This window comes from Streptomyces filipinensis (genome assembly GCF_014649495.1).
Lineage (GTDB): Bacteria > Actinomycetota > Actinomycetes > Streptomycetales > Streptomycetaceae > Streptomyces > Streptomyces filipinensis.
Genome location: NZ_BMTD01000064.1, coordinates 1 through 1,382 on the forward strand (window position 1 = coordinate 1; position 1,382 = coordinate 1,382).

Here is a 1,382-nt window from a genome sequence, read left to right on the forward strand (position 1 = left end):
CGGTAGCAGGTCGAGGCGGGGACGTGCAGTTCCCGGAGGACGGGCTCGGCCCCGAAGCGGTCCTGATGCTGGTCGATGAGCTTCAGTACCCTCGCCAGGTCGGGCCGAGATCCTGGGCGAAAAAAGCCGACTTAGATGCAACCGGTCGGAGCAACAATCCTGGTTGAGGGCGATATAGGTGGCGAAGATGGGTCGGCCAGGGATGTCGGATGAGATGAAGGGCCTTGACCCCGGATGTTGAACACGTCTATGCGGCTTGGGTCAGGGTAGTTGCTGCTGGTCGGAGGGCGTTCTCATAGGCGATCGGGGACCGCTGGCCGAGGCGGGAGTGCCGACGGCGGGTGTTGTATCGGGTCAGCCAGCGGAAGGCGTCGAGTCTGGCCTCACCCTCGCTCGACCAGGCCTTCCGGCCTTTGAGCGTCTCCCTCTTGAAGGCGGCGTTGAAGCTTTCCGCGGCGGCGTTGTCCGCGCTGGAGCCGACCGCGCCCATGCTCTGCCGGACCCCTGCTGACCTGCACAGTTCCGCGAAGGCCCTGCTCGAATATTGAGATCCGTGGTCGGTGTGCATGATAGCTCCGGCAAGGCTTCCACGGGTCCGCTCGGCAACCGTCAGGGCGTCGATGACGAGCTCTGTCCGCATGTGGTCGGCGATCGCCCACCCGGCCAGCCGGCGCGAGGCAAGGTCGATGACGGTCGCGAGATAGAGCGGCTTCGAACCGCTGACCGGCAGATAGGTGATGTCGCCGACGTACTTCATGTTCACCTCGGATGCGGTGAAGTCACGTCCGAGCAGATCCGGTGCCTTCGCCGCGGCCTGGTCCGCGACGGTGGTGCGGTGCCGGCGGCGCAGACGGACTCCCTCGAGCCCGATGGTCCGCATGATCCTGGCGACGCGCTTGTGGTTGACCGCCGGGCCGCCCTCGCCGCGGAGTTCTGCGGTGATTCTGGGGGCTCCGTAGGTACCGTCGGAGTCCTGGTGGACCTTGCGTATCCGGGCCGCGATCCCGGCTTCGACGGTCTGGCGGGCCGCTCTCGCGGATGCGGTGCGGCGCCAGTAGTAGAAGCTCGAGCGGGACAGGCCGAGGATGTCGCAGAGCCGCTTCACGCCGTGACGGCGCTGGTGATCTTCAACGAACTGGCAGCGGTTCACCAGCGCGTCTCCGTCGCGAAATACCGGGCCGCCTTGCGGAGGATGTCACGCTCTTCCTCCAGTTCCCGGATCCTCTTGCGGGCCGCGGCCAGCTCCGCCTGAACGTCGTCACCGCCATCCCGGGCAGTGGCCGGCGCTGAGGAGTGGGCGCCCGGGCGGCGGCCGTCGGCGGCCCGGATCCAGTTCCGCAGCGTCTCGGTGTTCACCCCGAGATCACCGGCGACCGACTTGA

The 1,382-nt window shown here is 67.1% G+C and carries 2 protein-coding genes; both read right to left on the reverse strand.

Features of this window, described 5'->3' with window-relative positions; translation table 11 throughout:
- Positions 1-247: 247 nt before the first annotated feature.
- Positions 248-1,150, reverse strand: coding sequence for an IS3 family transposase (locus IE244_RS41445; RefSeq protein ID WP_191878754.1), 903 nt, complete (start codon positions 1,148-1,150; stop codon positions 248-250).
- A partial coding sequence (locus IE244_RS43365) for a transposase (RefSeq protein ID WP_191878755.1) occupies positions 1,147-1,382 on the reverse strand: 236 nt, incomplete at its 5' end. The genes IE244_RS43365 and IE244_RS41445, both read right to left, overlap by 4 nt.